Source organism: Gordonibacter sp. (assembly GCF_036667095.1).
GTDB lineage: Bacteria > Actinomycetota > Coriobacteriia > Coriobacteriales > Eggerthellaceae > Gordonibacter.
This window is the reverse complement of sequence record NZ_JAVWUP010000022.1, coordinates 2733-26507: the sequence shown is the minus strand read 5'-3', so window position 1 is coordinate 26507 and position 23775 is coordinate 2733. Positions and strand designations below refer to the sequence as shown.

Here is a 23775-nt window from a genome sequence, read left to right as displayed (position 1 = left end):
AAAAACCTATCGAGGCTAAGCGCAAAGAGGTCAAGGTAGAGTATGAAAAGCCGCTTAAGCAGTTCGAGGCCGATGTTAAAAAAATAACCTCGAAGATAGATGTCGCACGCGAGCAGATAGACATGCAAGTAAAGGAAGCCGACAGGCTCTTCCGTGAGCGCCGCCATAACCATCTGCGCGAGTATTACCAAGCGATTGCTGGCGACATGACGGAGATAATCGCCCTCGAAGCCATTGAAGACAGCAAATGGCTTACCAGGATGTCTCTTACCAAGGCAGAAAATGAGCTGTCTGAAAAAGCCGCTAAAGCAGTTAGTGATCGCGAGACGCTCAAGGGTCTGAACCTACCGTTTTGGCGTGAAGCCGACATGCTTTACTGCCAAACGCTCGACCTGCAAGCAGCAAAAAATCGCAACTCCTGCCTTGTTGAAGAACAAAAGCGCGTCCAGGAACACGATGAAAAGGCATTTTTACTGGCTCAAGAAGCGGCAAAACGTGCGGCAGAAGCAGCAAAACAGACGCCTAGTGTGCCTGAAAAAGTGCCTAAAGCACCCGCAAAACCTGAAATTTCTACCTACAAACTGATGCTCGAATGCACCAAGGAAGAAGCGACCAGCGTCGCACAGTTCGCTCAGCATAAAGGTTTGAACGCGATAAGCTTAACGAAAGTGGTGAAACATGACTAACAAACTTGCTAAGGTATCCTACTCAACCGAAAAGGGCAACGAGATAACCCTATCATCCGATGAAGTACGCTCATACCTGGTCAAAGGACAGGGGAATGTAACCGATTCGGAAATATATATCTACCTGCGCCAGTGCGAAAGCTACAAGCTCGACCCCTATGCCGACGATGCCTTTTTGGTTAAGTACAAAGACACCACGCCTGCCGCTATCATCTTGGGCAAGGGTGCTTTTCTCAAGCGCGCCGACAACAACCCGGCCTACGATGGTATGGACTTCGGCATCGCCGTGGTAAACAACGGATCGCTGCTCTATCGCAAGGGCTGTATGCTAATGCCCGGAGAAAACCTCATGGGTGGATGGTGTGACGTATACCGCAACGACCGGGCCCACCCCATTCACGCCGAAGTGACTTTCAGTGAATACAATACTGGCCTGTCTAACTGGAAGAAGATGCCGGCCACAATGATTTGTAAAGTAGCCAAATCCCAGGCATTGCGAGAAGCCTTCCCTAACCAGTTTTCTGGCCTGTATGAATCGGCCGAAATGGGGAATGCTGGGTCGGTCGCAGAGGGCGATAACATCGTCGAGATAGAGGCCGAGGCCGCTCAAGTAGAAAGCGCGCCCACACGACCCGCAAACAAGCCGCAACGGCTCGACAAGCTGCGCGCGCTGACAAGTGATGCTAAAGCGGTGGGAATCAAGCCTGCAAGCGTCGCAGAATGGACGCAGGCAACCTACGGACGCACGCCGGAAGACCTCAACAATTACGAGCTGGAGTGCACCGAGAACCATGTAGCCGGTCTTATCGACGACATGGTCAAGCTGAAGGGAACGGCCGAGGCCGCGCAAGGCATAGAGCAGGGAAATTGCAACCAATCTGGCAATAGCGAGGATCAGCCGGTCGTTCCCGACCCCAACCCAGAATACGAGTACGAAGAGGAGGACATCGCCTTCTAGGCAGGCGGTAGATCAGATGGAGAAAAACCGCACATACCCTAACAGCTACGACGAACGCAACAGAAGCGATGTGCTCAAGTTACGCGCCCGCCATGGAGGTCTAGCCGCCTACGGACGATGGGAAGCGACCAAGCAGCTACTGTTGGACGAAGGAGGGCGCATCGACCTCGCACAGCCGGAGTGTCGTGCGCTCCTGCGCCGCGAGCTAGAAGTAACCGATCGCAAGCTTGATGAGTTTTTCAACAGCTGCGCAGAATTCGGACTGATAAGCGATGAGCTATACAAAATGGGCGTGCTCGCATCAGAAGACATCCGCGAAACACTGGACTACAAGGACAAGAAATCTTCGGCCGGAAAACAGGGCGGAAGGGAACCGGGAGGAACCAACGATGCTTAGCCTACTTGCTTTAACACTCTGCTTAAGCACCGTGGTTAAACCCTACTATCCTACCTACCTTAATACAACCTATAAGAGACGACCTACGGATGTCCAACAAAGCGAGTCTATCAGGTTCGTATCAGGGGAACCCGAAACCACGACCACGCCATCCTGGATGCTTGCAGTAGCCGAGCAATTCCACGTAAAAGCACGTTTCACCTGTTCAATGCCACGAACTTACTTTTGCGCTTACGCTTCGACGCAGAAGCCTTGGGAAAGGATTGGCCATGAGCTACGGTTTAGTTGATTACGACCCATCCTTTGCATGGGACCTCTTTTGCGAAGAAAAAGACAGGAAATTAAGTGCTCTTGTTCGTGAAAATCCTGGATGCGGAACGTGCAATAACGGCGTTGTCTGCCCCTGCGGTAACCACGTTTGGTGCAGCAACTTGGGAGATTTCAGCGCAATAAGCGAACCGGAATGCGACTACGACTTCTGGGAGAACAAGCGATGATGCCGCCACAATACGCCGTGTACCGAGGCGATGACCTAGTTTGCATCGGCACAGCCAGCAAGTGTGCGCAGGCATCCGGAGTTAAGCGCGAGACGATTGCCTGGCAGTCAACGCCAGCAGCAAAGCGCCGCCTGGCAGCACGCAGGCATCCAGAGCGATGCTTGACGGTAGATAGGATTTAACGGCTGATTGGAGTTCCTGCGGGGGAAACAAGCCCGCAGCGGGAGTGCTGGCCACACAATCCGGTTACGGTGGGGCAACCTGGCAAGGGTTGCCGTGAAAAGTCTCACTGAATGCTGGTGGTGTTCGCACTATACCAGCAGGTGTGTACGTAAGCGGCAACCATCACGGGACGGTAGCTCAACGGTAGAGCAAGACCAAACGGCGAAGTGCGGGTTCGACCCCCGCCCGTCCCACACTTAAATTTTAGGAGGAAACATGGAAGAAATAACGCGCGAGGTTGTCGCAAAAACGCTATGTAACAAGGAAGGCCAACCGGCGGTGTGCAAGGTGAACGGGGTCATTTGCGGCGAGTGCAGCCCGAGAAGAGAATGTACCGAATGCGAAGCAGAAGTACTTGCGAAGATTTTAGATGCGTGGGAGGCAGAGGTTTCGGAGCTGCAAGAAAAGCTTGCCGGTCTTGAGCGCGCGTGTGCCATGATAAAAAACGACATAGCGTGGCCAGTTGAGGGAGAGAACACATGGGAGTGCAACGTGTGCAGTGAGTCAACCGCCCTCCTAGCGTGCGTCAATGAGAATGGAGACACGGATTATATCAAGCCTAAGTTCTGCGCAGCATGCGGCGCGAAGGTGGTGGAGCTATGAAATACTCAATTGCATCCGTTTCGTGGGGTAAAGACAGTCTCGCAATGCTGTACGGACTTATAGATAGGTCAATGCCGCTTGACGAGGTTGTGTTTTATGACACCGGTATGGAGTTTACTGCAATCTATCGTGAACGAGATAGGGCATTACCAATGCTTGCAGAACACGGCATCAAATACACGGAGTTGCATCCAAGAGAGCCATTTTTATATAACATGTTCGTTCGCCCCGTCCGCTCGCGTAAGACAGGCGAGATTCACACCTACGGCTACGGTTGGTGTGGGGGTGTCTGCCGTTGGGGGACGAGCGAGAAGACGGCAACGATTGACCGCCACGCCAAAAAAAGTGCGGCAAGTGTGCAGTACGTTGGTATTGCGGCAGACGAGACGGAACGGCTTAGCAAAAAAAGTCATGAACGAATCGTTCATCCACTATCCGGGTGGGGCATGACAGAGGCTGAATGCCTAGCGTCCTGCTACCAGCACGGGCATACGTGGGAACAAGACGGCGTGAGACTATACGACGTGCTAGATAGGGTGAGCTGCTGGTGTTGCCGCAACAAAAACCAACGCGAGCTTCGCGGCATACATGATTTTTTGCCGGAATATTGGGCACGACTTTTAGCCCTCGAAAATAAGCTTGGGCAGATGAAGCGCGGAAAAACGCTCGAAGAAATTGGTAAAGAATGCGACGCAAGAAGGGCAATGGGGCGATGAAGACGATACTAGATGCTTGCTGCGGCAGTCGCATGTTTTGGTTTGATAGACAGGATCCACGCGCAGTCTACATGGACAATCGCCGCTTCGTTGGCACCTGCTGTGACGGTCGCACGGTGTCGGTAGATCCCGACGTGCTTGCTGATTTCAAAAACATGCCGTTTCCTGATGCCTCGTTTAAGCTCGTGGTGCTCGACCCACCGCATTTACGCTGCGGACCCGGCTCTTGGACGGCACAGAAATACGGCCGCTTGCAGCGCGGATGGCAAGATGACCTGCGAGCGGGATTTACCGAGTGTTTCCGTGTGCTTGAGCCTGGCGGCACGCTGATTTTTAAGTGGTGCGAATACCAGGTTCCCCTATCCGAAGTGCTCGCGCTAACGCCCGAAGCCCCGCTATTCGGGCACCAATCGGGAAAACGCAGCAAAACACACTGGATCGTGTTTCAAAAAGATAATGCCTTAGCGGAAGAGGAGCAAAAATGACTGACAGAACGCTAAAACCATGCCCATTCTGCGGATACGAAGCTTATATACAGCCTTCTGGTGACCCCTATGAATACGGGCGGATTATTTGCAGCGGCTGCCACGCGTCAACGTTACGGTACCCAACGATTGAGCAGATGGAGGACGCCTGGAACATGCGCGTTGAAACGGCGTGCGCGATTGAAGACCCTGCCAGCACCGGGTACCAATCTCCATCTTGGGGGCGGTGGAGCAATGAGTAGGTCGCAGATTACCGCAGGCTTATCCAAGCTGCTAGAGCAGCACCTGGCAAAAAGCACCGAGCGATGGGCAAGAGAGGTGCGCATCGGGGCACCGACCGAATGTCGGGTTGATTACATGTCCATAAGATGCCAATATGGCGCGCTTGCCAGCCTTGGCGGCATTGAGCACGCGGAAGTAACCTGCTACGAGGTCAAAAGCTGCATGGCAGACTACAAGAGCGGCAACGGGCTTAACAAGCTTGGCGATATTAATTGCATCGTGTGTCCAGACGATTTGCGCCGCAAGCTTATTCTTGGCACCGAGCTCGGTGTAAGCGGCTGGGATTTCGCCATACCATGTCCAATCGGATGTCGCAGCTTTTCCAAGCCCATCAAATACAACGGAGAGGTCGACGGGTGGAGGCTGTGTTTCTTCCCGGCAATCACCTTTGGTAACACCCGTAAAATACCGATAGCCCAGGCTGTTTGGGCGATTCTATGCGGGCAGAAGGGGGTGTAATGATGACTAAAATATGGTGTAAACGCAACAAACTACCGAATAAACACCTTAAAATGTTGACTTTTAGCAGGCATTCAGGCTAGTATTCTTTTTAGGCGATAACTATTTTATTGTCCGTCGTCGCTAAAAGTGACCCCTTGGCGGTAGATCTCCCATAATTAGGGAAGCTTCGAAGCCAAGGGGATTTTTTTGTTTGGAGGAAACACTTGGAATACTCAAGCGCACCGTACGCTCAGGAAAAAACGGCTATTCTTGTGGATGGTGGGTTTTACAGAAAAAGGGCATATAACATTTTCGGGGATAAAGAAGCCGTTCCTAGAGCCGATGAACTTGTTGCGTATTGCAAGCGTCATCTTAGATTTGATAAGGAACGCCCCCATGAACTCTATCGAATCTTCTACTATGACTGCCCTCCCCTTGAAGGGAATGTATTTCACCCTCTTCTCCAAAAATCGATTTCTCTAACAAAATCAATGCAGCATAAGTGGTCTGTTGACTTCCTTAGTGAATTATCAAGCAAGCGCAAGGTTGCCTTAAGACTCGGAGAACTGCAAGAACAAGAATCATCATATAAGCTAAAGCCAGACACGGTAAAAAAACTATGCCGCAACGAGATCACAGTAAACGACCTTACAGAAAAAGACTTCGCACTTAATATCGTTCAAAAAGGTGTTGATATGAGAATTGGTCTTGATATTGCATCGTTGGCATACAAGAAACAGGTATCCCAGATTGTTTTAATAGCTGGCGATAGCGATTTTGTTCCTGCAGCAAAACATGCAAGACGAGAGGGCATTGATTTCATTCTTGACCCAATGAGACACGGAATCAAACCCAGCTTAAATAGGCATATCGATGGACTTCGATGCTGCGTCAATGAAAACCCTAATCCAGCTAAAGAACCCCTGCACATAAACCACATCCCTCCTAAAAAATCAAGGTAGCCACCCTAGCCGCCCTCCGGGGCGGTTTTCTTTTCCATCAAGCGACACATCACCCATCATAGACCTGTCACGGCATGTGACACCTCCTTTCCATTGGCTTCACGCTCACCCTCCAGCGTGGGGCCTTTGTATGCGACACATCACGGAGGATGCAGGGTATGAAGAGACTATCAGCAAAACAAGAGGCATACTGTCAATCGCGAGCTACCAGGGCAACCCAGAAGGATGCCTACCGCAGCGCGTATTCATGCTCAAGCATGTCAGACAATGCCATATCGGTAGCAGCGTCACACCTCGACAAAGACCCTAAGATTACCCTAAGAATCGCCGAAATCCGCAACGACGCCGCTAAGGCAATTATGTGGGGCATCCATGACGCGGCACTGCCGCTTATGACTGTGCTTGATGCTGCCATACCTGCGTTTCAAAAAGATGCCAAAGAAGGGATTATCGACAACAACGCACGACTCGCAATCACTGAATCGGTGAAGCTTCTCAACGAGATGTTTGGTGTCGACGGTAGCGAAGAAGTGGGCAACGCCAATGTGAGGATTATCGATGACATCGGTTAAGCTCACAGAGGTTATCGCCTCTGCCTTCTTCGCGGCATGGAAGCATATCAAAGCCCACGACTTCGCCCACTTCTGGTTCAAGGGTGGACGAAACTCTACCAAATCATCGTTTGTGTCAATAGCAGTCGTCTTGCTTATAATTTCTAATCCAGATGCCAATGCTGTCATATTTCGCAAAGTAGCCAACACGCTCGCAGACAGCGTGTATGAACAGATAGCGTGGGCTTGCGACATCCTTGGCGTGTCTCATCTCTTTCACTTCTCAAAAAGCCCCTTGCGCATCACCTATAAATCAACGGGCCAGCAAATTAGATTCAAGGGTTGCGACGATCCGCGGCGGGCGAAATCGCAGAAGTTCAAGCATGGGTATTGTGCAATTGTTTGGTTTGAAGAGGTAGACGAATTCGGAAGTATTGAAGAGATAGACCAGCTACTTGCAACTTTCCTGCGCGGCGGTTCCCTGTTCTGGGCATTCTACACATACAACCCGCCTCGCTCTGTGCGCAATTGGACGAACAAGGAAGCAAAGGCGATTGCTGCCGAAGTCGGCAAAGGCGATCGCTATATCCATCACAGCACCTACCTCGACATTGTAGACGAACACCCCGATTGGGTATCTGAACAGGCGCACCTTGAGGCGGAACGCGCAAAAGAAAAGCGACCTGATAGTTACCGTCATATGTGGCTCGGATATGTCGTAGGAACTGGATCAGAAGTGTTCCCTGACGATCTTATAAACATCCGCCCTATCACCAAAGACGAACGCGACACATTCGACTGCGTAAGTATTGGTGTTGATGCCGGCAGCGTGCATCCTTGGGTCTATGAGCGCGTAGCATTCGACGTTGATGAGCGCGTGCTCTACATCTTCGACGAAGAAACCCGCACCGGTTCTGGCGCCCATGACGTCAAGACATGTGAGTTGCTATGGAACAAACTCGAAGAAGCTGACAGCGATTCGGCTGACTTGTGGTGCGATTCGGCGGCGCGCGGAATGATCCTCTATTACCAGGATAACGGGCTTAATGCGCGCAAGGCGTTCAAGCAAGGGCTGAACTCACCAAAAGAGCGTATCGCCTGGATGAATCGCCTCACGTGCATCGTAATCGACCCAGACACTGCTCCTATGGCTGCGCGTCAGTTCCCCGCTTATGAGTACGTGCAGAACGGTCACGGCGACATTTCGGAGACACTACCGAAGATAGATGATGACGCAATAGATGCGGTGGGCTATGCGGCCTCCCCCTGGATAAAAGGCAGGTACTGATGGCAGAGAAGCGTGGCGATTATAGCTACATGGTCGAGTGGCTCCATAAGTTGGGCTACTCGACTGACACCCGGATGCAAGAGCGCGTATCCGGATACTGGGGATGGTTTACCGCCGACAACGGGTGGTATCACTACTCGCAGCGCAAGGGATTCAGGCTGCATAAGTTCGAGCGCACTTCTCTTTGTCCAGCAGCTCTCGTAGCAAACGAATGGGCAAGTCTACTTATGACCGAAACCACAGCGATCTCATCTGACGATTCCGTATTCAATGACTGGATTGATCAACACTTCGAGGGTTTTGCTATCGACAATGCCGATTTTGTAGCACGCGCTTTCGCCCTCGGAACCGGCGCATGGGCTATCGACATCAAGAATGTAACGGACGATATAGTAAGCCCCAATGCCGATATCAAAATAGTAAACTACGACGCCACTCAAATAATCCCGCTCACCTACTCTTCTTCAGACTGCACCCAGGCGGCTTTTGCATCGAGGGTAGAGGTAGGCGGGAAGGACTATAACCAGTGCCAGGCTCATGTCAACATAGGCGGCACTTACCATATCATCACACAGCTATTCACTACCCGGTCACACCGTCAGGCTGTTGCGGATGGCGTGATTGAAGACTGCGACACAGGATCCAGTACACCAACCTTCGCATTGTTTCGTCCAGCTGTGCCTAATGACCATTTCGACTACTCAGCACTTGGCGCATCCGTGTTTGACAAAGCAATCGGCGCGATCAAGACCGTGGATGAATCGGCAACGTCGCTCGTTGATCATATTCGAGTCGGCCGCCCGAAGGTTTTTATCGACGATTCGATGATTGAAAAACGGAATACCAAGGACGCCAACAATAAAACTGTTATGGACTACACCGCATTCGGCGAAGCTGATGACATTATCTTTCGCGTGAAGGCAGGTGAAGAAGGAAAACAGATTAACGTCATACAACCGGACCTCAAGGTGAGCGAGAACACCGATGCAATCAACACTGGGCTTAAAGAGCTTTCATTGCTTTGCGGATTCGGCAACGGTTATTTTAGCTGGGATGCACACACGGGAATCAAGACAGCGACGGAAGTGAGTGCCGACAACTCTATTCTCGCGCGCTCGATCAAGAAGCATGAGAACGGAATTCGCAAGTCAATCATCCGCATTGTTCGGGGCATGGCTGGTGTATGTCGTGGTGTGCTCGGAGAAACGGTGCCAGATGGCAAAATCACGGTATCGTTCGACGACAGCATTATCACCGACACTGTGAGTGAGAAAGCGCAAATGATGTCAGAGGTAGCTCAGGGCATTGCGCGGCCGTGGGAATACCGCGTGAAATTCTATAACGAATCCGTCGATGATGCTATTTCCGCATGCGCAACTCCCGAAACAGAAATCGATGACCTCCTAAGCTGATGCTCGACCCCGACTACATAGAACATATGACCGACGACGTGCAGGCTTCAGTAGACGCATACTCTATGTCGCTGATAGTGCTTTACTCAAGCCTGCTGCAAGATGTCAATATATCATCTCCAACTGCCATGATAGATGCTTCAATCGGTGCCGCAAGCGTTGCGCATAAGGTGGCCGATCTGCTGACTAAGCATTCACCAGCCATAGAGGCTGCGGCGGTAAAAGCAGTGACGCTTGCGCTCGCATTATCTTCAAGCACAGACTTAGACATCATAGAATCTAAACTATCGTGGCTATCAGAGCGATTCAGATCATCTCTACACGCTTCTACTTCAGCAACAATAGCCGGCGTGAAAGAAATCGTCAAAAGGAATAACCTTGCGATGACAAAAGCGGCAAAGAGAAACTACCTGAAGACCGTTGCCGAAACGATAGCTGCGGTAAATTCTGGCATGAAATCATACGAAGATGCCACACGTGATGCCGTTCTGGAGCTTGCCGATAGGGGCGTTTCTTTCGTTGATTACAAGAGCGGTGTATGGGCGCAGGCGGATGTGGCCATGCGCCGCCATGTCAGGACGCAGGTGGTGCAGGCTGGTTCGCGCCGCACACTTGCGCTACTGGAAGAAACTGGCTGCGATTTAGTCGAAACAACAAGCCACCCACGATCACGCCCAGACCACAGGCCGTGGCAGGGACGTATATTTTCCCTATCCGGCACCGGATACCCTGACTTCCGCGACACAACCGGATATGGGCGCGTGGACGGGCTTTGCGGGGCAAACTGCAAGCACCACTTCGGCCCCTGGCGTGAGGGATTCTCTCACCGCTACTCGCCTACTCCAGATGAAGATTTGGGGCTTGATCCTGACGAAGGATATAAAGCCAGCCAGAAGCAACGCGAACTGGAGCGCAACATCCGCAAGCAGAAGCGCAGGGCCGCCGCTCTTGACGCATCAGGCATGGACAACACAACAGAGCGACTAAAGATCGGTAAATACCAAGGTAAGCTTCGCGAACACATGAAGGGCAATCCTTGTCTCGCGCGAGACTATACACGAGAGCAGGTCTATGAGCACAAGGGTAAGCGCGTCTACCCACTAATCAAAAAGCAAACAGGAGCTTTGGACAAAAACGATGTGTTCGTGTCAAAAGAAGAACGCAAAGCAATGGATTATTACGAAGATACACGCAATAGAGACACAGTAGCTGAGGTATCTGCGGTTTCCACAGCGTCGGGAATCGAAAAAACTAAAGTAGAAAAGGCATACAATCACATCTTCATAAACGAACACGAATTGCACAGCGGAAAAGGACGCTTCGACGAGGATCCAGAAACAGCGGCTTCGTGGGAGCGCCTAAGAACAGGAACCGACATCAAGCCACGCGATCGAGTGTTAATAGATCACGAAGCCCTTGAATACGATCTCATGAACACACAGGGCATGGGGTACAATGAGGCTCACAGAATAGCTCAGGAAAAGTACGATTTCGCAGCGCAACTTCGCATCGATTTAGAGAACGGGGTGTAACATGGTCTTCTTTGAACTTCGCAAGCGCAACGGCGATATAGCGACCTATGACTACATGCCGGAAAACGAAAAGGCGAATCGCGGCATTATATCGCTCAACCTGACAACAGGAAGTCGCGAAGTAATAGAAAAGTCTTCGGACGACAAAGGATTCGACTACGCAGCGCATGCCCTTCGTGCCATAGGTGAAAATTTCTCGGCATCAGGGAGTCTCCAGAAAAAAGGTTGGGTCGCCTGGTATTAGGACCATCTTCAAAGTCAAAGCAATATACGCCGCCCTTCGGGGCGGTTTTCTTTTGCACTCCCAAGCGACACTCGCGGGATTATCTACTTGCGCCCACGAGAGCGGAAATCTCGTATCGCGAGCAGCGGCGGCAACAGCGCACCTGAATCGCGCAGGGAAGCGCGGTAAACAAACCCAGGAAAGGGAAACAGATGGCAGAAGAACAGGCAGCAACTGAAAACACCGAAGAAGAGGTAGCCGAAGCCGCAGAGGAGCTAGAGGCCAAAAAGGACTCCACTACCGATGCGGGCACCGACCAAGCTGGCATCACGGTCAACAAGAATAAGTATGAGCGTGATATAGCCAAGCGAGACAAAGAGATAGAAAACCTTAAGTCTCAAATCGGCGAAGCATCCAAGACCGAAGAGGGACGCAAGAACCTCGAAGTTAAAATTGCTGATCTTGAAAAGCAGGTCGCAAACACACAGGTAGAAGCCGACCTCAAAGTAGCGGGCTGTCGCAATATCAAGGCGGCCAAGGCTCTGCTTGAGGACTACGACGGCGACGTGACCAAGCTAAAGACTGCTGAGCCATATCTGTTTACCAGCAAGGAAACTAAATCAACCGGGGGTTCCCAAAAGGGTAACCCAGACCCCGAAGATTCGCGCACGAGAAGTCTGCGCAAGTCAATGGGACTCGATAAGGATAAGGAGCAATAAATGCCAAACGCAATTACCCTCCCAAAGGGCTATCAAACCGCGCTCGATGAGGTATACCGCCTTGCATCTGTGACAGATGATCTAACGAGCGATGCTAGCGACCTCATGCCGACGCAGAACGTAAATGAATTTTGCTATCCGCAAATCGAGGTTGGCGGTCTTGGCAATTACGACCGCGCATCCGGATACACCGCAAACTCTGGCGTGAATCTCGTATGGAAAACTGCCAAGGCGAACTACGACCGCGGCACCAAGATTACGGTAGACTTCGTAGACAATCAGGAAACGTTTGACCTCGCATTCGGGAAAGCGGGCGCTACCTTGATGCGCGATAAGGTTGCACCAGAATCCGATGCCTTTACGTTTGCCACCCTTGCCGGTCTAACTGGTATCTCCATTGGAGCACCTGCCACGTTTGCAGACGGCACGGCATTCCTTAATGGCCTGCTTGCCGCAAAGAACAAGATGGATGAAGACGAAGTGCCGCAGGAAGGCAGATTGCTCTACGCCACATTCACGCTGCTTAACTCCGTTATTGCACTTGACACCACGAAGAGCCGCGAAGCTCTACAGCACTTCACCGTCAAGCAAGTACCTCAAACTCGTTTTTATACCGCTATCGACATGCTCGACGGCAAAACAACGGGTGAAGAAGCTGGACACTTCAAAAAGGCAACGGCAGGCAAAGACATCAATTTTATGGTTATCCACAAGCCAGCAATCATCAAGTACGACAAACATGTGGCATCCGATGTCATTGACCCTGCGGTAAACACTGATTCTGATGCTTATATCTCGAAGTACCGAAAATACGGAATCGTTGGCTGTTACGAGAACAAACGAGCAGGTATCTACCTGTCTCATAAAGCGTAAGGAGAACCCATGCAAACCGTTGGATTAACGTTTAGTAAAGAAAAAACACCGCAACAGAAGGCGGCTGAAACGAAGGCGCGAAAAGCTGCGGAAAAAGAAGCGGGAAAAGAAGCAGGCGGTGCAGTGATTATTGCCGATCAAGACAGTGAAAAAAATGCTGCTGACGCAGAAGATGAAGCCGAGGATAATGAGTAGTGGTCGCACAACAGCCTACATACTCGTTTTACACAGCTGACCATTGCGGAAAGCTCGATGAAGCGGCGTTTAATGCGTCGCTTCGATGCGCCACGTCCTATGCAAAAGACTTCATTTGGCCAAACGAGCCCGATGGCTCAAATGAATACATGCATGCGGTATGTTCCGCCATTGACGTTGATGCTGCATACGGCACCTCATCGGGAATAGGCGAGGCTGCGTCTGATATAAAAATTGGGTCGTTTAGTATCTCCACGCCGCAAAACGGTGATGGCACCGATTATGCGCGCGATATGCGCACAGCAATAAAGCGTGAGCTTATCGGTACCGGATTGCTTTATATGGGTATTGGATAATGAGACCTATACCGATAAAAGTGCTGTGCGATACCGCAACCATTGAGGAGCCTGATACCTCTGGCCGCTATGGCGACAGCTTTCTCCCTAAGCGCACAATTGAGCACGTCTACCTAGAACAAAACGTATCTTCCGTTTCGCACGCCTGGGCTGATGACCGCAGCGTGTCATGCGTCTTGGTTATTGATGCGACAAACTCAACTAATGCCTTTAGCCCAGCACTTCTCAGTCGCGTAACGGTTGGTAACGTTGTCGGATCTGTCATCGAAGTGAAAGAATATCGCCCCTATGGCCTTACACACCATTGGGAGGTTGCACTCGGATGAGCAATTTCTCTATCGTAAGCAGCGACCTATCAAGGCTACATGCTCGTTTTTCAGATGGCGCGATCGACAATACGCAGGCAGCTCTTGCACTGCAAGTTGGCAGTGACTCTAACGTTCATTGCCCCGAAGACACCAGCCAAATGAGGAACAGCATGGAGCCCGCCAGCGATTTCAAAAACGGAAACATAGTTTGGGACACCGACTACGCAAGCGATGTTTACAACGCCGACGAAACTAGTATCAAAACCAGCAAAAACCCCCTAGCGCGTCCTCGTTGGTTTGAGGTAGCGAAAGAAGAACACCTTGATGAGTGGAAGTCAATTGTCGAGGAAGGATTAGGTAAATGATAGATATAGTTGATGTTGTCGCGAAAAAACTCGAAGATGCGGGGTTGACACCCGTCCGCCTACGGCCGCTGAAAAATAATGAAGAAGGTATATGTATCAGACGTATACCTTCCGCCGTGGTAGCCACCTATATGGATGGCACGCAGGAGATAGCGTATCTCTTTGAAGTATACGTACGGTACCTGGATGAAGAGCGCGCAATAATCGAGTGTGAAACAGCAATCAGCCTCATCAATATGGCCAATCTTCCAAGCGCGAACGGAAGCTATCGCTTCATCTCGTGCGGGATCTACTCGCATACTACAGAGGTCGAGCGCCGAACAGATGGAAAACGCACATATAAAGTTGGCTTCAAAGCCGAAATAGAAACGCAAGGATAGGAGCAAAATATGGATATTGGATTCGCGATGAACTACACGAACCTCTACCTTATCGATACGACGCCTGACGCGGCATCGCGAACATGGGCGCGGGTTGGGCAAGGAATTTTAACAGCGGAACCAGATAACGAAGATGAAACTGCCGAAGACTACTACTTCGATGGCGCAGGGGCTGCTGAAACAGATGTGACCGGCGTAAAGCTCGGCTATAAGTTTTCCGGAAATCGTTGCTACGGGAATGCTTCGCAGGATTATATCTGCGGACTATCCGTAGAGTCTGGCGGAAAGCGCAAAACGAACTTGCGTCACATCGCACCGAACGGGCGCATCATCGATGGCTCGGTGACGATAACAGACATCGTTGATGGCGGCGGTGATGCAAACAGTAAGGGCACATTCGAGTTTGCTGCGCGGCTTAACGGACGGCCTAACATCGTATCGCCGAATGCAACCGTCATGCCAGAAGCTATCTCAACTGTAGCCCCCATAAGCGTATCAAAGGGTAAGACATCAGTTTTAGCGCCGACCACAACCCCCTTAGGATCGCCGAATACTTGCGTGTTCGCCGTTGAGGATGTTTCGATTGCGACCGTCAGCGACGATGGCATCGTCACGGGTATCTCCGTAGGCAAAACGAAACTTTCGATAAAGTCGATGGTGCTTCCAAGTGTTAGAACGGAAGTTGAAGTAACCGTCACCGCGACCGCCTAGCGCAAAGCGCAAAGCGACACATCCTGCATTATCAAAGGGGAGCGAAAGCTCCCCTTTTTCTATTTCGCAACATCATAGGAGGATATATGGCACGGATAGTCAATTTACAAAAAGATGTCGAGCACATTTCGTGGTCAGATGAGCCGGGCGCGAAAACATACGAGATTGACTTCACAGATGGTGGACTTACTTGCATGAAAGAGAAGCTTGAGACACTCAACGACAAGCTATCCACAATGACCGAAAACCCCGAAAACGCCGCTCGCGCAATCGAAGAATTTGTGTGCACCGTAGCCGGGAGTGAATGCTACGCCGATGCATGCGCCTATGTAGACACAAAGGGCACCGGCAAGCACGAGCACATCATGACGTTGCTGCCGCTTGTCTATGCGCTTGCAGAAATCGTTATGGAGCGACTGACCGCAGCAAAATCTGCCGCAATCGGGAACTACCTGAAAGAAACCCATGCAAGCACTAACCTCATCTAGCATTCACCTTGACGACGGAAGAATCGCCCACGTGTATAGGGTACTCAACCGCAACCTTCGAGTAATAGATGGATTCGAAATTGGGCTGCTTGTTAGCGACTTATTCGAGGATGCGCTTTTCGACACAAACGAAAAGCAAGCAATCCTTTTACAGATGATATTTCCCGACCCCAGTGGCTTTCTGTCGGCGTTTAACGGAAACCAAGAAGAAGCACTCTCGGATACGCTGTGGCAAGCATTCGGCATTGATGTCAGCGGCGACAAGCCTCATGAGAAGCCGATTATCGAATGGGAGCAAGACGCCGAACGAATAAAAGCAACCATGCTCATGGCTTATGGCCTTGATTGGGAAGAAGCACGATCCCGTATTTCCTACCGTGATATGTGCTCACTCCTGGGTCAAGCTCCACACGAAACGCCAATGGGACAAGCACTCTACTACCGCACAGCAAAACAGCCGAAGGCAACCAAGCATAACCGAGAGCAAATAGCAGATTTCAACAGGGCGAAGAAGCACTACGCCATCCGCGAAAAAAATATTTATGCACCAAGCGCAAACGATGACGCCTGCGTCATGTTTGAGGCTATCGCGCGAATAGCTGAAAGGGGATGACATGGCCGCAGACGGAACGGTAACAATCAAAGCAATACTCGACTCTTCAGGGGTTAAGCGAGGCGTGAGCGAAATTGACAACTCCGTTGGTGGACTCAAGACAGACGGGGTTGATCGCCTTGGAAAATCATCAAAATCAGCAGGCGATGAATTTGAGGGTGCTGGCAAGAAAACAGGTTCCGCCGCATCAACAATGAAGTCGGCTGGGGTAGCTATGACAGCCGTAGGAGCAGGACTTACAGCCGGCGTGACGCTACCGCTTGCAGCAATGGGAAAACACGCCTTCGATTCAGCCGCGAGCTTCCAGACATCAATGAATATGGTAAAGCAGGCTACGGGTGCTTCATCCGACGACATGGCCACTCTCTCGGCTTATGCAAAGCAAATGGGTGCAGATACCATCTATTCTGCTGGCGAAGCTGGTGCGGCAATGCTTGAGCTCGCTAAATCAGGTATGACACCTGCGCAGATACAGGGAGGGGCGCTCGCGACGTCAATGGATCTTGCGGCAGCCGGCAATCTCGGGCTTGCAGACGCCGCCAATATCACCGTTCAGGCTATGAGCATGTTCGGCATACCTGCCGAAGAATCTGCACAAGCAGCCAATGCCTTAGCTGGTGCAGCAAACGCTTCCACCGCAGATGTCAGCGACCTAGCGCAGGGTCTATCGCAGTGCGGCACTGTGGCAAGTAATGCAGGATGGTCTATTCAGGATACAACGGGCGCGCTGGCAATGTTCGCAGATGCTGGAATATCCGGCAGTGATGCAGGAACCTCGTTAAAGACGATGCTGCTTTCACTCGAAGCACCGAGTACTGCGGCAAAAACCGCAATGGACCAATACGGTATCAGCCTCTATAACTCAGATGGGTCAATGAAGAACACTGCTGCAATGGCACAGAACCTTCAAGATGGAATTGGCAGCTTATCGGCAGAACAGCAAAATGCGGCACTGGTTACTATGTTCGGCAGCGACGCCACGCGCGTTGCTGCGATTATGATGGAAAATGGAGCATCCGGGGTCGATAAGTATACGGCAGCATGTAGCGACCAAGGGGCGGCTGCCGATATGGCTAGCGCGCGCAACAGTGGGTGGGCTGGCATTATGGAAAAGATGTCCGGAACCATCGACACCATAGTAGTGACAATCGGAGAAAGGCTTGCTCCCGTCATCACCCAAGTTGCCGACTGGGTATGCGGTCTTGGCGATGCCTTCATGGCACTTGATCCAAATATCCAAAACGTAATTCTCGCCGTTTTGGCCGTTGTTGCCGCCATAGGACCTTTACTTATAATTATTGGCCCGATAATAAGTTCAGTAGGAATGCTTGTAGGCGTCATAGGTCCCGCAGTTGCAGCCGCTGGAGGGCTAGGAGCTGCATTCGGTGCTGTCGCCGCATCCATCGGAGCCGTTGTGGCTCCAGTATTGGCAATCGTAGCAGGCATAGCCGCTCTCGCCGCAATCGTCAAATACGCATGGGATACAAACGAAGGGTTCAGAAACGCTGTCACTACAGGATGGACTGCCATTCAGGCTGCTATCTCGGCAGTTATGGAACAGCTTCGGCCATATATCGAGCAAGCATGGGCAGCCATTCAGGCTGCTATCGAAAACGTCATGAACATTATAGGTCCTCTAGTTGCAAACACTTTTACTTTTATCGTAACAGTCGTAGTACCAATCCTCGAATCGATTCTGCAAACCGTTGGCAATGTATTTCAGGAAATCCTGACAACGATAACTGGTGTGATGGATGGTATTTCCCAGATTATTAGTGGGGTCTGGAGTATTATTCAAGGCGTGTTCGACACAGTGCTCGGCTTTATCATCGGCCTCGTGACGGGTGACTTCTCACTCATGCAATCTGGCATCGACTCAATCATGAACGGGATTCTTGGTGTTATCCAGGGAATCTGGAACACAATTTCTAGCTTTATTTCGGGCGTCTTGAGCGGTATAGCGTCTGTCGTAAGCGGAATCTGGGGCGGCATACTGTCTACAATTGAGGGCATTATGAGTGGGATTTGGAATGTTATTTCTGACAAGATGGGGCTAGCAAAAGATACTGTGCAAGCAGGATTAGATGCAATTGCAGGTTTCTTCGGCAGCCTCAAAATTGAATTTCCCCACATCAACCTCCCCCACTTCTCAATTAGCGGTTCATTCTCGCTTGACCCACCGTCAATGCCATCAATCGGTGTTGATTGGTACGCAAAAGGTGGCATATTTAACGGCGCATCAATTATCGGTGTCGGCGAAGCAGGTCCAGAAGCCGTTGTCCCGCTGCTTGGCCGCAGGATGCAGCCTTTTGCTGACGCTGTTGCTGCCGGCATACACCCACAAGGCATTAATAGTGGAGGCGGTATTTCGGTCGCGGTAAGTATCGACACATTTATCAACAAAACCGATCGAGACATAGATGAACTCGTGAAGATTATTGCAACAAAAATCAAACGCGAATCACACGCAAGGGGTTAATAGATGATATTTAACGATTACGATTTCTCGCCATACCTGCGATGCAACCCCACCAGATCAGTGTTGCCACCAATCAACGTCAAAGCAACTGAAGTATCGAATAAGGACGGTGATATATTCGAGACGGCGACGCTTGGCAGCATGACTATTGAGGTCAGCGCAAGGCTATGCTATCGCGGAAACGAGCAACCAATGGAAGTACGCCGCAAGCTTGCTGCGATGCTCTACAGCACAACTCCCGCAAAGCTTGTACTCGACGATGATCCTACGCGCTACTATGCGGCAATCCTCGGAGGAGAAAGCCAGCTTGACAACCTGTGGCGCACGGGCAAAGCCGACCTCACGTTTATTTGCAACGACCCGATTGCCTATGGCGCGAGTGTCAGTATTGACATACGTGGTGTATTAGACTTGTCGGTCGGCGGCACATACAAATCATATCCAACCATCACCGCCGTTCCCGCCGCCAACACAAGCTATTGGCGCATCACCGAGACTACCAGCGGGGACTATATCCAAATCAACCATGCTTTTAATGGAACACAAACAGTAGTAATAGACTGCGAAAACCAGAGCGCAACGCTTGATGGTGCGAGTGCTGGCATTGACGTTGTTCTTGCATCGAACTTCTTTGCGCTCGCGCCAGGACACACATCACTCAAGACATCGAGTGGCGCTGCTACAGTTGCCTATATTGAGAGGTGGCTGTAATGCAGTTTAGGCTCTATGATCGCTGGGGAACTCGCCTCGGAAATCTCTGTGATGTCATAACGGCAAAACACACCGATGAGCTCAACGGCGAAGATTCTCTGAATATAACCATGAGAGGCCATGCTGAAAAAGGCTGGCGGTTAGTATGGGGCGACGAACATGGTGTATGGCATGAACATGTCATTGCAAGCAGCGAAGACTACCGAGGCGAAAAAGGAATTGTAGAAACCACTGTCTATGCCGAGTCATCGATAGCAGAAACTTACGGCGATTATATCGTCGATAAAAGACCCCGTAATACAACCGCACTCGCTGCAATACAAACAGCTCTTCAGCCTACAAGGTGGGCCATGGGACGCATAGATGATCTTGGCATAGCATCTACAAGCTACTATCACATCAGCGCGCGAGAAGCCCTATCAAAAGCAGCTGAGGCATGGGGTGGTGAGCTTGAAACCGTTATCGATGTCGACGCAGTCGGCATCAGCAGACGCGCTGTATCGCTAGTAAAACAGCGAGGTAGCAGATCGAGCGCGCGTTTCGTATGTGGAACAAACCTCACTGAGATACGCCGATCGATCGATGTCAGCGATGTCTATACGGCGCTGTACGGCTACGGCAAGGGAGAAGAAACTGATTCCGGCGGTTACGGTAGGAAGATATCGTTTGGCAGCATCAACGGTGGCTTGGATTACATCGTCAACGAAGAAGCAAAAGTGCTTTGGGGTTTGCCAGACGGAAAAGGCGGAACGAAGCACGTATTTGGTAAAGTGGAATTCAACGATTGCGAGGATCCCGCCGAACTGCTTGCGCTCACGCGCGCTGAATTGCCGAAGGTATGCACACCAAAAATCAGCTACGAATGCTCCGTCAGCTACCTTAAAAAGCAAGGGATGACCAGTGTTTGTGTTGGAGATATCGTCACCATTATTGATCGCTCGTTCACACCTGAATTGCGACTCCAAGGACGTATTGTTAAGATTGCTCGCGACCTTCTCAATCCAAGTGAGACCCTGATAACCATCGGCAATATCGTCGACACCCTCACAGATATCATCGTTGCCCAATCATCAGCAGTTCAGTCAATCAGTGACCGGTCGGGTAATTGGGATGCAGCAGCAAGCGTGTCCATCGCCGATATTATCCACTCAACAAATAAGCTTATAAGTGCTGACTCCCCATCTGCGCTAACCTCGTGCGCCGCCGTACTCAGTAATGGAAACTTTGACCCAGCCAAACCAGCGATAATGCTGCAAGGAGGTGCGCTCTCAGCTTCAATAGGCATCGGGGCAGACGGCAGTTTCGCGTGGTATCCAATAGTTGGATCCGGTGGAATTATTGAACGAAGCGACACAGCGACGAAAATCTTGTTCGACGAAAAAAACTACATTGAAATCCGAGCAGACGGCCTTTATGGCCCCAACGGGAAAATTAAGCAGGAGGTGATCTAATGGCACAATACGATATTGGATTAGATACACACAAACACACATATCCTATGCAGCTCATTACTGCGCGGCAAGGAGAGCTAGACGGCACCACCATATCTGCAACGATTACGAAAAACGGTACACCCTATGATCTAGCTGGATTGTCGGTGCGTTTTGAGTGTGTCATGCCGACGGGCGAGTGGGTGCGCGACACGCAAACAAATATCGCCGGAAGCGTTGTTAGCCATGTAATCGCGCAAAAAACACTCGCGGCTTCGGGGCATATACACCTCGCCTATTTTGCGCTTTACGATTCTGCCGGTAAAAAAATAGAAACAACCGACGGGTTTTTCATCAACGTGCTAAAAAGCGCAACGTTTGATGCTGACATTAGTGCGTACTCTGACCAGGTAGATATGCTTGTTGCTGATGTGCATACCTTGCTAGTTGCGTGGCAGAAGCAATGCGCTGACCAGGATGCAGCGTTTACATCAAACGAAGCTGGAAGGATTAAAGCAGCGTCAGACCTGCTTGCAAAGATACAGCGCGATTATACAACCGCCGAAGCCGCCCGCGACACATCCTACACCGCCGCCGAAGCCACCCGCACGACCACCAGCGACGCGGCAACCAAGCGCGCCAACGACGCGGCCACCAAGGTTGACCAGGCTATCAGCGGCAACCTTCAGCCGTATGTGGACACCGCAGTAGCCGCCCAAAAGGACAAGGCCGGCGGCATCCTGGGCTACGACAAATACCAGCGCGAGCACTATGTGGCCGACGGCACCACCATCATAGCTTACGAGGATGGTGGCGTTAAAAAGCTCAAGGCCGCCCCGGGCAGCTCTGCCGATGGCACTACCATCACGGCCACAAGCGATGCTACCGGTGCCAAGACGTTTAGCGTCAAGGCTAGCGTCATGGCCGACATCACGGACACCAAGGCCAAGGCCGCGGCCAATACAGCGGCCATAGCGACCACCAACACAAGCGTGGGGGTGGTAGCCGATGACGTGGCCAAACTCAAGGCGGACATGGGCACGGTGTCGGGCGTGCTCAAGAGTGTAACGGGGGTGGCATGATGGGACTCGGTGAGCAGTGCGCGGCGCTGGACGCACAGCGGGATGCGCTGGCAAAACGTATCGCTGAGACGTTCAGTGTGAGTCTTGGCGACAAACCGTCGCTTAACGATCTATCTGCAGCTCTCGGCGAAAGAAATAGCGTAAAAACGTCTTATCGAGTCGTTTCAAGCGGCGAAATACCAAACAGTTTAAGGGTGGGTGATTTTGGAAAAGCTGTGTTTCGAGATGGGTACTCATCGGCGTACGTAAACGGCGGGGCGTTTTGCTGCCTTGGGAACGTCGGGGCGAACTTTGGCGTAGCCAGTATCACTGCTGACGGAGTTTTTTCGTTCCACGCCTCCCCCGCAGCAGCAGGTAGCGCCGCGCTTGATAAAGATGGAGTGTCGCCGGCGAAATACATTTGCGGAACCGCCATGTACCTGTATTCCGATGGCGTTTTTTCAAAGTTCGCAGACATAGTGCATGTGGGAGGTTGCACTATCATGTCAGATTTTTCATACGACTTCAGCGGTTTCTATGTATACCAAAGCGAAAGTGTGGGTGGTGATTGGAGATACCGGCTATCTCGGCAGCATGTTAGCGAGGATGGCGTTGCCGGCGAAAAAAAAGACACTGTCGTCAACTTTAGTCCGACCGGATTCCTGCGGAACGGTAACTTGCGATACGTTTTTGGCAATTACGCCAACACGGAGCTTCGTATATACCTGATGGATGAGGCGTCGTTTGGGCTGATGAAGGTCGGGCACTACCTCAACAGCAGTGTTGGGATCAACGTCCAGTTTCTTTCAGAGCTGCTCGGAAACCTATATTTCGCTGCGCGGCGCGATGCGGACGGAAAGCATATTATTTTAGAGTTTAACGGGTCAAAATTTAGCATCAAATGGGAGTTCGTGGATAATCCGAGCTCACCCAACTTCATCAGTGGACTCCTAATCGATTACGAGAGCGGCAATGTTCTAGCAACCCAACCGTACATGACGGACGGCACGACGAACATCTTTAACTCAGCGACGGGCAACTTTCGCGAAGTCGCGCTAGCCGGCTCGAAGAGTGGCCTTGCGCCTAACGGGAAAAAAATACCGCTGGAGAAATCTAGCGTGTATATAGCCGGGAGTACGGTTACCACGGCGGAAAAAGGTACGACTGTATACACACAGATCAGATAGCAACCAAAGGAGCAAGAAAAATGTTACAGCATTACAAAAAAGGCACGTCCATAACCGTACCAACAGGCAAGACTTTCACCTACGAACAGGCCATCGCCGAAGATAAGTACCCGCAACTCGCAGCGTTTGACTGCGCCGTGGAGGTGTCGGCGGATGGCATCCTAAGCAGTATCGCCGCCCTCTCGCAGCTCAAAGAGCAGTATGGCATCACCGAGGCCGACCCGGACAAGGCCGTGACGCTTATTATCGCCGCGCGCAAGGCAGAGGCGGATGCAGCGGCGGCACAGGTGTCAACGGAGCAGGAACGTATCGATGCTCTTGAAGCAGCGGTTAACTACATGCTGGTGCCTGACGCACCGGCAGTCTAAGGGAGGGCATCATGGCTAAGTATCTCTTTCTGCAAATCAAACGTGGCAACCTCAGCTACGACGTTGTGGTAGCTAAATTCCCGCAGTTCAAGGCGGACATCGACAAGCTGATGGCGGTGGCGTAATGGCTATCGCTGACCAGCTCACAGCACTAGTAGCGCAGCGCGACAAGCTGGGCGTAAAGGTCGATGCACTCGTTGGCGGGGGGGGGGGGGGGGGCACTGAGGGTATAGGACCGGTGACGGACCGGAAACCCGACGACCAGGTGGCGCAGGT

The 23775-nt window shown here is 51.4% G+C and carries 29 protein-coding genes and 1 tRNA gene; all 30 read left to right on the top strand.

What is annotated here, in order from left to right:
• Positions 1-686, top strand: a 686-nt coding sequence (locus RR842_RS04105) for a DUF1351 domain-containing protein (protein ID WP_332729063.1), incomplete at its 5' end; no start/stop codon positions are given.
• Entirely contained in the window at positions 679-1644 is a 966-nt protein-coding gene (gene bet, locus RR842_RS04100; RefSeq protein WP_332729062.1) for a phage recombination protein Bet, read from the top strand. The genes RR842_RS04105 and bet, both read left to right, overlap by 8 nt.
• A gap of 16 nt (positions 1645-1660) precedes the next feature.
• Entirely contained in the window at positions 1661-2041 is a 381-nt protein-coding gene (locus RR842_RS04095) for a Lin1244/Lin1753 domain-containing protein (RefSeq protein WP_332729061.1), read from the top strand.
• Positions 2042-2310: 269 nt separating this feature from the next.
• A complete protein-coding gene (locus tag RR842_RS04090; RefSeq protein ID WP_332729060.1) occupies positions 2311-2538 on the top strand; it encodes a hypothetical protein in 228 nt (75 codons plus the stop codon).
• A gap of 349 nt (positions 2539-2887) precedes the next feature.
• Positions 2888-2954, top strand: a tRNA-OTHER gene (locus RR842_RS04085).
• A gap of 22 nt (positions 2955-2976) precedes the next feature.
• A complete protein-coding gene (locus RR842_RS04080; RefSeq protein WP_332729059.1) occupies positions 2977-3363 on the top strand; it encodes a hypothetical protein in 387 nt (128 codons plus the stop codon).
• A complete protein-coding gene (locus tag RR842_RS04075) occupies positions 3360-4079 on the top strand; it encodes a 3'-phosphoadenosine 5'-phosphosulfate sulfotransferase (PAPS reductase)/FAD synthetase (protein WP_332729058.1) in 720 nt (239 codons plus the stop codon). The genes RR842_RS04080 and RR842_RS04075 overlap by 4 nt, the downstream gene beginning before the upstream one ends.
• Complete coding sequence (locus RR842_RS04070; RefSeq protein WP_332729056.1) at positions 4049-4564, top strand: SAM-dependent methyltransferase; 516 nt, start codon at positions 4049-4051, stop codon at positions 4562-4564. Before RR842_RS04075 ends, RR842_RS04070 begins: the two co-directional genes overlap by 31 nt.
• A gap of 234 nt (positions 4565-4798) precedes the next feature.
• A complete protein-coding gene (locus RR842_RS04065) occupies positions 4799-5305 on the top strand; it encodes a hypothetical protein (protein ID WP_332729055.1) in 507 nt (168 codons plus the stop codon).
• 206 nt (positions 5306-5511) lie between these two features.
• Complete coding sequence (locus tag RR842_RS04060; RefSeq protein ID WP_332729054.1) at positions 5512-6249, top strand: NYN domain-containing protein; 738 nt, start codon at positions 5512-5514, stop codon at positions 6247-6249.
• Between the two features lie 158 nt (positions 6250-6407).
• Entirely contained in the window at positions 6408-6821 is a 414-nt protein-coding gene (locus RR842_RS04055; protein ID WP_332729053.1) for a hypothetical protein, read from the top strand.
• Positions 6808-8088 carry a PBSX family phage terminase large subunit gene (locus RR842_RS04050; protein WP_332729052.1) on the top strand — a complete coding sequence of 427 codons (1281 nt, stop codon included), beginning with the start codon at positions 6808-6810 and terminating at the stop codon, positions 8086-8088. The genes RR842_RS04055 and RR842_RS04050 overlap by 14 nt, the downstream gene beginning before the upstream one ends.
• Complete coding sequence (locus RR842_RS04045; protein WP_332729051.1) at positions 8088-9500, top strand: phage portal protein; 1413 nt, start codon at positions 8088-8090, stop codon at positions 9498-9500. Before RR842_RS04050 ends, RR842_RS04045 begins: the two co-directional genes overlap by 1 nt.
• A 26-nt stretch (positions 9501-9526) precedes the next feature.
• A complete protein-coding gene (locus RR842_RS04040; RefSeq protein ID WP_332729050.1) occupies positions 9527-11032 on the top strand; it encodes a phage minor capsid protein in 1506 nt (501 codons plus the stop codon).
• 1 nt (position 11033) lies between these two features.
• Positions 11034-11276: a hypothetical protein gene (locus RR842_RS04035; protein WP_332729049.1), complete on the top strand. Its 243-nt coding sequence runs from the start codon at positions 11034-11036 to the stop codon at positions 11274-11276.
• Between the two features lie 191 nt (positions 11277-11467).
• Positions 11468-11974, top strand: a complete 507-nt coding sequence (locus RR842_RS04030) for a hypothetical protein (RefSeq protein ID WP_332729047.1) — start codon at positions 11468-11470, stop codon at positions 11972-11974.
• Positions 11975-12847: a hypothetical protein gene (locus RR842_RS04025; protein WP_332729046.1), complete on the top strand. Its 873-nt coding sequence runs from the start codon at positions 11975-11977 to the stop codon at positions 12845-12847.
• Positions 12848-12856: 9 nt separating this feature from the next.
• Positions 12857-13042 carry a hypothetical protein gene (locus tag RR842_RS04020; protein WP_332729044.1) on the top strand — a complete coding sequence of 62 codons (186 nt, stop codon included), beginning with the start codon at positions 12857-12859 and terminating at the stop codon, positions 13040-13042.
• Complete coding sequence (locus RR842_RS04015; protein ID WP_332729043.1) at positions 13042-13398, top strand: hypothetical protein; 357 nt, start codon at positions 13042-13044, stop codon at positions 13396-13398. Before RR842_RS04020 ends, RR842_RS04015 begins: the two co-directional genes overlap by 1 nt.
• Positions 13399-13720: 322 nt before the next feature.
• On the top strand, positions 13721-14071 hold the full coding sequence (locus RR842_RS04010) for a minor capsid protein (RefSeq protein WP_332729041.1): 351 nt from the start codon (positions 13721-13723) through the stop codon (positions 14069-14071).
• Entirely contained in the window at positions 14068-14451 is a 384-nt protein-coding gene (locus RR842_RS04005) for a hypothetical protein (RefSeq protein ID WP_332729040.1), read from the top strand. The genes RR842_RS04010 and RR842_RS04005 overlap by 4 nt, the downstream gene beginning before the upstream one ends.
• Positions 14452-14460: 9 nt before the next feature.
• Entirely contained in the window at positions 14461-15162 is a 702-nt protein-coding gene (locus tag RR842_RS04000) for an Ig-like domain-containing protein (RefSeq protein ID WP_332729038.1), read from the top strand.
• 86 nt (positions 15163-15248) lie between these two features.
• Positions 15249-15650: a hypothetical protein gene (locus tag RR842_RS03995; RefSeq protein WP_332729037.1), complete on the top strand. Its 402-nt coding sequence runs from the start codon at positions 15249-15251 to the stop codon at positions 15648-15650.
• Positions 15628-16263 carry a Gp15 family bacteriophage protein gene (locus tag RR842_RS03990; RefSeq protein ID WP_332729036.1) on the top strand — a complete coding sequence of 212 codons (636 nt, stop codon included), beginning with the start codon at positions 15628-15630 and terminating at the stop codon, positions 16261-16263. Before RR842_RS03995 ends, RR842_RS03990 begins: the two co-directional genes overlap by 23 nt.
• 1 nt (position 16264) lies before the next feature.
• Positions 16265-18742: a phage tail tape measure protein gene (locus RR842_RS03985; protein WP_332729035.1), complete on the top strand. Its 2478-nt coding sequence runs from the start codon at positions 16265-16267 to the stop codon at positions 18740-18742.
• A gap of 3 nt (positions 18743-18745) precedes the next feature.
• Positions 18746-19453 carry a distal tail protein Dit gene (locus RR842_RS03980; RefSeq protein ID WP_332729034.1) on the top strand — a complete coding sequence of 236 codons (708 nt, stop codon included), beginning with the start codon at positions 18746-18748 and terminating at the stop codon, positions 19451-19453.
• Positions 19453-20904, top strand: coding sequence for a phage tail spike protein (locus RR842_RS03975; RefSeq protein ID WP_332729033.1), 1452 nt, complete (start codon positions 19453-19455; stop codon positions 20902-20904). Before RR842_RS03980 ends, RR842_RS03975 begins: the two co-directional genes overlap by 1 nt.
• Complete coding sequence (locus RR842_RS03970) at positions 20904-21965, top strand: BppU family phage baseplate upper protein (RefSeq protein WP_332729032.1); 1062 nt, start codon at positions 20904-20906, stop codon at positions 21963-21965. Before RR842_RS03975 ends, RR842_RS03970 begins: the two co-directional genes overlap by 1 nt.
• Positions 21962-23131: a hypothetical protein gene (locus RR842_RS03965; protein ID WP_332729031.1), complete on the top strand. Its 1170-nt coding sequence runs from the start codon at positions 21962-21964 to the stop codon at positions 23129-23131. The genes RR842_RS03970 and RR842_RS03965 overlap by 4 nt, the downstream gene beginning before the upstream one ends.
• A 20-nt stretch (positions 23132-23151) precedes the next feature.
• Positions 23152-23499, top strand: a complete 348-nt coding sequence (locus RR842_RS03960) for a hypothetical protein (RefSeq protein WP_332729030.1) — start codon at positions 23152-23154, stop codon at positions 23497-23499.
• The last annotated feature ends 276 nt before the right edge of the window (positions 23500-23775 follow it).

Excerpts from the sequence above, each read along its gene's own strand:
- bet (WP_332729062.1), top strand. The coding sequence starts at position 679 with ATGACTAACAAACTTGCTAAGGTATCCTACTCAACCGAAAAGGGCAAC.
- RR842_RS04095 (WP_332729061.1), top strand. The coding sequence starts at position 1,661 with ATGGAGAAAAACCGCACATACCCTAACAGCTACGACGAACGCAACAGA.
- RR842_RS04090 (WP_332729060.1), top strand. The coding sequence starts at position 2,311 with ATGAGCTACGGTTTAGTTGATTACGACCCATCCTTTGCATGGGACCTC.
- RR842_RS04080 (WP_332729059.1), top strand. The coding sequence starts at position 2,977 with ATGGAAGAAATAACGCGCGAGGTTGTCGCAAAAACGCTATGTAACAAG.
- RR842_RS04075 (WP_332729058.1), top strand. The coding sequence starts at position 3,360 with ATGAAATACTCAATTGCATCCGTTTCGTGGGGTAAAGACAGTCTCGCA.
- RR842_RS04070 (WP_332729056.1), top strand. The coding sequence starts at position 4,049 with ATGCGACGCAAGAAGGGCAATGGGGCGATGAAGACGATACTAGATGCT.
- RR842_RS04065 (WP_332729055.1), top strand. The coding sequence starts at position 4,799 with ATGAGTAGGTCGCAGATTACCGCAGGCTTATCCAAGCTGCTAGAGCAG.
- RR842_RS04055 (WP_332729053.1), top strand. The coding sequence starts at position 6,408 with ATGAAGAGACTATCAGCAAAACAAGAGGCATACTGTCAATCGCGAGCT.
- RR842_RS04050 (WP_332729052.1), top strand. The coding sequence starts at position 6,808 with ATGACATCGGTTAAGCTCACAGAGGTTATCGCCTCTGCCTTCTTCGCG.
- RR842_RS04045 (WP_332729051.1), top strand. The coding sequence starts at position 8,088 with ATGGCAGAGAAGCGTGGCGATTATAGCTACATGGTCGAGTGGCTCCAT.
- RR842_RS04040 (WP_332729050.1), top strand. The coding sequence starts at position 9,527 with ATGACCGACGACGTGCAGGCTTCAGTAGACGCATACTCTATGTCGCTG.
- RR842_RS04035 (WP_332729049.1), top strand. The coding sequence starts at position 11,034 with ATGGTCTTCTTTGAACTTCGCAAGCGCAACGGCGATATAGCGACCTAT.
- RR842_RS04030 (WP_332729047.1), top strand. The coding sequence starts at position 11,468 with ATGGCAGAAGAACAGGCAGCAACTGAAAACACCGAAGAAGAGGTAGCC.
- RR842_RS04025 (WP_332729046.1), top strand. The coding sequence starts at position 11,975 with ATGCCAAACGCAATTACCCTCCCAAAGGGCTATCAAACCGCGCTCGAT.
- RR842_RS04020 (WP_332729044.1), top strand. The coding sequence starts at position 12,857 with ATGCAAACCGTTGGATTAACGTTTAGTAAAGAAAAAACACCGCAACAG.
- RR842_RS04010 (WP_332729041.1), top strand. The coding sequence starts at position 13,721 with ATGAGCAATTTCTCTATCGTAAGCAGCGACCTATCAAGGCTACATGCT.
- RR842_RS04005 (WP_332729040.1), top strand. The coding sequence starts at position 14,068 with ATGATAGATATAGTTGATGTTGTCGCGAAAAAACTCGAAGATGCGGGG.
- RR842_RS04000 (WP_332729038.1), top strand. The coding sequence starts at position 14,461 with ATGGATATTGGATTCGCGATGAACTACACGAACCTCTACCTTATCGAT.
- RR842_RS03995 (WP_332729037.1), top strand. The coding sequence starts at position 15,249 with ATGGCACGGATAGTCAATTTACAAAAAGATGTCGAGCACATTTCGTGG.
- RR842_RS03990 (WP_332729036.1), top strand. The coding sequence starts at position 15,628 with ATGCAAGCACTAACCTCATCTAGCATTCACCTTGACGACGGAAGAATC.
- RR842_RS03985 (WP_332729035.1), top strand. The coding sequence starts at position 16,265 with ATGGCCGCAGACGGAACGGTAACAATCAAAGCAATACTCGACTCTTCA.
- RR842_RS03980 (WP_332729034.1), top strand. The coding sequence starts at position 18,746 with ATGATATTTAACGATTACGATTTCTCGCCATACCTGCGATGCAACCCC.
- RR842_RS03975 (WP_332729033.1), top strand. The coding sequence starts at position 19,453 with ATGCAGTTTAGGCTCTATGATCGCTGGGGAACTCGCCTCGGAAATCTC.
- RR842_RS03970 (WP_332729032.1), top strand. The coding sequence starts at position 20,904 with ATGGCACAATACGATATTGGATTAGATACACACAAACACACATATCCT.
- RR842_RS03965 (WP_332729031.1), top strand. The coding sequence starts at position 21,962 with ATGATGGGACTCGGTGAGCAGTGCGCGGCGCTGGACGCACAGCGGGAT.
- RR842_RS03960 (WP_332729030.1), top strand. The coding sequence starts at position 23,152 with ATGTTACAGCATTACAAAAAAGGCACGTCCATAACCGTACCAACAGGC.